This window comes from Nonomuraea sp. NPDC049784 (genome assembly GCF_040659615.1).
GTDB lineage: Bacteria > Actinomycetota > Actinomycetes > Streptosporangiales > Streptosporangiaceae > Nonomuraea.
Window position 1 is genome coordinate 1 of the sequence record NZ_JBFAMX010000639.1, and the last position, 5,762, is coordinate 5,762.

Genomic DNA, 5,762 nt, shown 5'->3' on the forward strand with positions numbered 1-5,762 from the left:
GGCGCGCCGGGCGTCGGCCGCGTCGAGCACCAGCAGGCGCAGCCGGGCCCCGTCCGGGGTCTCGACGGTGAGCGGCTCGCGGCTCGCGGGCAGGTCCTCCAGGATCACCTCGCCGTCCCGGTCCAGGGCCGGGTGACCGGTGACGGACGTGCCGGCGGGCAGGGAAAGGTGGGCGGGGATCCCGTCCGTTCTCGTCAGGACCAGTACGGAACCCTCCAGCAGCGTCAGGACGCCGAGGGTCGCCCAGTTGATCGTGACCCGGTGGACGTCGAGATTGACCGGCCAGCAGAAGAACGCGCCGCTCGGGATGTCCACCGGGCGGTGCGGGAAGCGGACGCGGGCCTCGTCGAGCTCGACATCGAAGCGCACGTCCCGGTGCGCGGGCAGCGGCTCGTACGGCTGGTGGTTGTTGACGAACACGAACCCGCTGCGCCCGTCCGAGCGCAGGGACCACCGGAGCGACGCCTGGCCGGGGATGGTGGCGTTCATGGCGGCCAGGCGGTCGCCGAACGCGGCCAGGAAGGCGTGCTGGTTGCGCAGCAGGTGGAAGCTGTCGCGGGTCTGCAGGTGGGCCCCGATGGGGGCGTGGAAGTCGTAGTTGTGCTCCGGCAGGTCGTTGGGGTAGCCGGTGGCGTGCGACTCCTGCAGGCCGGGGCGCGGGTTGGCGCCTCCGGCGTACATGTAGTAGCCCTGCCAGGCCGAGCCGCTGCCCAGCTTGGTCAGCGCCAGCGCGGCGATGTCCGCCCCTTCGAGCAGGGGGCGGCGGTGGTACGCGGTGGCCATGCCGCCGCCCAGCTCGCACGTCGCCGCCGGGAAGTCCGGGTGCTTCGCGCCGCTTGCCCGGTCGCCGGCCAGGTCCTTGCCGATGCCGGGGTCGTCCCACTGGTGGGAGAAACGGAAGTGGGCGCGGAAGGAGTCGTCCCAGCCGTCGGCCGTGTCCACCCAGAAGCCGTCCGCGTACCCGCCGTACAGGGGGAAGACGTCGCCGACGGGCAGGTCGGCGCTGCCCCAGGCGGTGGCCGTCCACAGCGGGGCGTGCAGGCCGGACTCGCGGGCGATCCGCTTCAGAGTGACGAGGTGGCCCGGCTGGTCGTACAGCTCGTTCTCGAGCTGGATGCCGATGATCGGCCCGTCAGGGCCGCACAATGGGCCGAGCTCCCTCCCCAGGTGGCCGAACCAGGCCCGCACCTGCTCCAGGTACGCCGGGTCGTCGCGGCGGGCCGGGGACACCCAGTCGGGCAGGCCGCCGTTGCGGACCTCGCCGTGGCACCAGGGGCCGACGCGCACGATCACCTCGAGGCCCGCCCGCCGGCAGAGGCCGACGAACGCGGCCACGTCCAGCCCGCCGCCGAACACCGGCTCGCGGTCCTCGCGTTCCTGGTGGTGGATCCAGAAGACGTACGTGGACACGACGTTCACCCCGCCCGCCTTCACCAGGCGCAGGGCGTCCTGCCAGCGCTCGCGCGGCACCCGGCTGTAGTGCAGCTCGCCCGTCACGGGGATCCACCGGCGGCCGTCACGCCAGAGGGAGCGGTTAGTGAGGGCCAGTCCGGGCCGGGGATCCTCGGTGCCGGCCATGGCGGGCCGGGTCTCCGGCCGATCCCAGGGGGTGTGTCGTGCGGGCATCCGACCATTGTCCACACCGGCCGGGGGAGCGGAGGGAGGGGGTCATAGCCTCGCAATATGAGGGTATTCGTCACAGGCGGCACCGGGGCGGCCGGTCGTCACGCGGTCCCGGCCCTGCTCGCCGCAGGGCATGAAGTCACCGCGCTCGCCCGCACGCCGGAGAAGGCGGCCGGGCTCGAGGGCCAGGGTGCGACCCCCGCCATGGTGTCGCTGTTCGACCGGGAGGAGCTGGCGTCGGCGTTCGCCGGGCATGACGCGGTGGTCAACCTGGCGACCGCGATCCCGCCGATGTCGAAGTTCATGAGCAAGCGGGCGTTGCGTGACAACCACCGCGTCCGGGCCGAGGGATCGGCCGCCGTCGTGGACGCCGCGCGCGCCGCCGGCGTCGGTCGGATGGTGCAGGAGTCGGTCTGCCTGCTCTATCGCGACCAGGGCGCGCGCTGGATCGACGAGGACGCCCCCGTGGACGACTTCCCGATGGCCCGGGGGAATTTCGCGGCCGAGTCGAGCGCCCATCGGTCCCCGTGCGGCGTGGTCCTGCGCTTCGGCTGGTTCTACGGGCCGGGCGCCGCGCACAGTGAGCAACTGTTCGCCCAGGCCCGGCACCGCGTCGGCATGGTGCTCGGCCGGCCGGACGGCTTCCTGTCCTCCATCCACATGGCCGACGCCGCCACCGCGGTGGTCGCGGCGCTCGGGGCCGGCGCGGGCACGTACAACGTCGTGGACGACGAGCCGCTGACCAAGCGCGGGTACGCCGACGCGCTCGCCCGCGCCGCCGGCGCCCGCATGTGGCTGCGCGGTCCTGGCCGGGCCGCCCTGCTCCTCGGCGACCGTCTCACCTCTCTCACCCGCTCCCTCCGGGTCAGCAACGCCCGCTTCCGCGCGGCCACCGGCTGGGCGCCGCGTTACCCCAGCGCGCGGGAAGGCTGGCTCTCGGTTACATCCTGAATAAGTTTACATCAGTTGTAACTTTGCTCGAAGTGGTGTTATCTGGGAGTCGTGACGACAACTCACCAGATGCCCTTACGTGCCCGGGTGGCGCCCGCGATCGGCCTGTTCCTCCTGGCGCCGATGGACGCGGAGTTCCTGATGGGGAACATGGCGGTCACCAATGTCGCGGTGCTGCTCGGCACGATTCCCCTCTACGGAGCCGGCGCCCTGTTCATCCGCGAGGCGGCCCGGCGGACCGGGCGCGGCTGGCCGGCCATGCTGGCGTTCGGGCTGGCGTACGGCATGTTCGAGGAGGCGTTCCTCACCCAGACGCTCTGGGACGAGAATTGGGCGAACGTCCGTATTCTCGACTATGGCTACATGCCCGCGCTGGGGACGGCGCTGCCGTGGATCCTGTTCATGGCAGGCGTGCACACCATCTGGAGCATCAGCGTCCCGATCGCGATCACGGAGACGCTGGCCGGCTCCCGCCGCACCACACCGTGGCTGGGGAAGCGCGGTTTCTGGGCCGTGGGCGTGATCTTCGTGCTCTATTTCGGCGGCGGCGCCGCCGCCACCGCCGCCGGCAAAGGCCTGCTCACCGGCCCGGCCCAGTTCATTGGGGCGGCTGTGGTGGTCGCCGCACTCGTCGTGCTCGGTCTGCGCCTGCGGCGCAGTGCCCCCACGGTCGAGGGGAGGGCGCCCGGCCCGTGGGCGGTGTTCGCCTTCGCCCTGGTGGCCGGCGCGATCTTCGTCCTCCTCTACGCGGTCGACCCCACCGGCCTGTCGCCGTGGCTGGCGATCCCCATCCCGGCGTGGGGCAGCGTCCTCATCTACCTGGCCCTGTTCGTGGCCGTCGGTGTACTGGTCAGGCGCTGGTCGCACCGCTCCAACTGGTCGGACGCGCACCGGCTGGCGCTCGCGGCAGGGGCCATGCTCACGTACGCGTGGCACTCGTTCCCGTGGAAGGTGATCGTGCCCGCGAGCCAGGCGGCCGACCTGACCAGCAACGCGATCATGACGATCGGCGCGGTCGTCCTGCTCCTGATCGCGGCGCGCCGCGTCTCCACATGAGGAGCCGGAGCGCCATCAGGCCCAGCCAGGCCCACGCGATGGTCACCGCGGTCCGCTGGAAGAGCCCGCCGTAGGCGACCAGCGCGGGGTCCTGGCCGAAGGCCATCGTGGCGAGCACGATCCCGCCCGTGAACCCGACCGCGCCGGCGATCGAGTACGCCGCCCATCCGCGCTCCCGTTCCCGTAAGGACCTGACGGCGAACACCACGCAGGCCGCGGGCAGCGCCACGAATCCCACCAGCGAGAGGAGGTTGTGCAACGCCGCGTGCACGCTGCCGTACTCGTCCAGCCGTTCTGGTGTCCCCGGCGGATAGCCGCTCACCGGGTCGGTGGTGAACACCCCGGCGCAGATCAGCATGACGCCCCAGGCCCCCACCAGGATCGGTCCCCAGACCGTCGCCGCGGGCTGAGGGGATGCTTTGAGCGCCCGCCGCAGCCCGGCAGCGAGGGCGACCGTCAGGAGGCCGGCCACGACGAAGTTGACCGCCTGCACCCAGCCGGACTCGCCGAGCGCGAGTGAGCTGACCGGGTGCCGCAGGGGGTCGTAATGGGGGCGGACGGCGCCCTGGATGAGGAAGGCGGCGACGAACAGCGGTCCGGCGGCCACCCCGCACAGGAGCAGCCGCCTTGTCGTCCTGTCATTGGAGTTCATGTCTGTCAAGCTAGACTGACACCGGTGGTGCTGTCAATCTAGCCTGACAGGCTGGACCTGGGGTCTAGTCGAAGAATCCGACCATGCGCCGGATATGGTCGCCCTCGAACTCCACGACGTCGTAGCCGGTGGCCACGGGCGTGTCCGAGCCCGGCGCACCCAGCCTCCAGGTGAACAGCGCCGTGTCGTGGTGGGCGCCGATCAGCGTGCCCAGGCTGAACACCAGGTCGCCGAAGTTCTCCTGAGCCCGGCCGATCGCTTCGGACAGCTCGGTGTGACCCCGCAGCCCGGCGTAGTCGGGGTCGGAGTAGACCGAGTCGTCGGTCAGCACGGCCTTGATGAGGATGTCACGGACGGCGGCGTCCCGCTCGTTCCAGATGTCGAGGTACTTGCCGATGAGGTCGTTGATCATGAGACGGTTCCTTCCTTGGTTGGTTTGAGTACGAGGGCGATGAGGCCGCCCACGGCGGTGACGGCCGCGGCCGCCCAACCGGCCGCATGCAGCCCGCCGAGCACCGCGGAGGCCGTGCCGGTGGCCTGGCCCGCGGTGGCGACGGCGACGAAGATCGCCAGACCCATCGCGCCGCCGACCTCCTTCGCCGTGCTGGCCAGTCCGGACGCCACGCCCTGCTGCTCCGGCGCCACCCCGGCACCGGCCGAGGCGAACAGCGAGACGAAGGCCACGCCGCCGAAGAATCCCCAGATGACGCTGCCGGGCAGCAGGGTCCAGAACCCGCCGTCGATGGGCGTTCCGGCGGTGAGCACGCCAATCCCGGCTCCGGCGCCGATCATCCCGATGCTGAGACTCGTACGGACTCCCCATCTGCCGAGCAGCACCGGCGTGACTTTCAGCGCGGTGGCCATGCAGACGAGGGTGAGCGGCAGGAACGTCAGCCCCGCCGCCAGGGCGCTGTAGCCGAGGACCGGCTGCAGGTACGAGGTGATCACGTAGTAGCCGCCGCCCAGCGTGCCCTGGAAGATGGCGATCACGACCATCGTCGTGGCCAGACTTCGCCGGCCGAGCAGCCGCAGCGGGATCAGCGGATCCCGGGTACGCGACTCGACCAGCAGCAGCAACCCCAGCAGCGCGACACCGGCGACCAGCGCACCGGCGCCGCGTACCGATCCCCATCCCGCCTCCGGCCCGCTCGCCAGGCCGAACACGAGCAGCGTCGAACCCGCCGTGGCCAGCAGCGCCCCCGGCACGTCGAACCCGCCCGGCCTGGGCGTGTCTCCGGGGTCGGAGCGAAGCAGGCGGGGCGCCGCCGCGGCGGCACCGATGGCCAGCGGGACGTTCACGAAGAACACCCACTCCCAGCCCAGGTAGTTGGTCAGCACGCCGCCCAGCAGGGATCCGGCGGCCAGTCCCGCGCTTCCCGCCATGCCCCAGGCGCCCAGCGCCCGGTTGCGCGCGGCCCCCTCCTCGAACCCGCGGTAGATCAACGCGAGCGTGGCCGGAGTGAGCAGCGCCCCGCCCGCG

At 71.8% G+C, this 5,762-nt stretch carries 6 protein-coding genes; 2 read left to right on the forward strand and 4 right to left on the reverse strand.

Going from position 1 to position 5,762, the window contains the following annotated elements; all coding sequences use genetic code 11:
- Positions 1–1,626 (reverse strand): beta-galactosidase (locus AB0J09_RS54330; protein WP_360710098.1); only part of this gene is annotated, 1,626 nt, incomplete at its 3' end.
- Between the two features lie 57 nt (positions 1,627–1,683).
- Here AB0J09_RS54330 and AB0J09_RS54335 point away from each other — a divergent pair.
- Together AB0J09_RS54335 and AB0J09_RS54340 are read left to right on the forward strand one after the other, a co-directional pair.
- Entirely contained in the window at positions 1,684–2,574 is an 891-nt protein-coding gene (locus AB0J09_RS54335; RefSeq protein WP_360710100.1) for an NAD(P)-dependent oxidoreductase, read from the forward strand.
- Positions 2,575–2,643: 69 nt separating this feature from the next.
- Positions 2,644–3,630 carry a hypothetical protein gene (locus tag AB0J09_RS54340; protein ID WP_360710102.1) on the forward strand — a complete coding sequence of 329 codons (987 nt, stop codon included), beginning with the start codon at positions 2,644–2,646 and terminating at the stop codon, positions 3,628–3,630.
- Here the strand turns inward: AB0J09_RS54340 and AB0J09_RS54345 are convergent.
- The 3 genes from AB0J09_RS54345 to AB0J09_RS54355 form a co-directional block, all read right to left on the reverse strand.
- Complete coding sequence (locus tag AB0J09_RS54345) at positions 3,572–4,282, reverse strand: DUF998 domain-containing protein (protein WP_360710104.1); 711 nt, start codon at positions 4,280–4,282, stop codon at positions 3,572–3,574. The two genes, AB0J09_RS54340 and AB0J09_RS54345, sit on opposite strands and share 59 nt — an antisense overlap.
- A 64-nt stretch (positions 4,283–4,346) precedes the next feature.
- On the reverse strand, positions 4,347–4,694 hold the full coding sequence (locus AB0J09_RS54350) for a nuclear transport factor 2 family protein (protein ID WP_360710105.1): 348 nt from the start codon (positions 4,692–4,694) through the stop codon (positions 4,347–4,349).
- Positions 4,691–5,762: MFS transporter (locus tag AB0J09_RS54355; protein ID WP_360710107.1), on the reverse strand; the 1,072-nt coding region annotated here is incomplete at its 5' end. The genes AB0J09_RS54355 and AB0J09_RS54350, both read right to left, overlap by 4 nt.

Excerpts from the sequence above, each read along its gene's own strand:
- AB0J09_RS54335 (WP_360710100.1), top strand. The coding sequence starts at position 1,684 with ATGAGGGTATTCGTCACAGGCGGCACCGGGGCGGCCGGTCGTCACGCG.
- AB0J09_RS54340 (WP_360710102.1), top strand. The coding sequence starts at position 2,644 with ATGCCCTTACGTGCCCGGGTGGCGCCCGCGATCGGCCTGTTCCTCCTG.
- AB0J09_RS54345 (WP_360710104.1), bottom strand. The coding sequence starts at position 4,282 with ATGAACTCCAATGACAGGACGACAAGGCGGCTGCTCCTGTGCGGGGTG.
- AB0J09_RS54350 (WP_360710105.1), bottom strand. The coding sequence starts at position 4,694 with ATGATCAACGACCTCATCGGCAAGTACCTCGACATCTGGAACGAGCGG.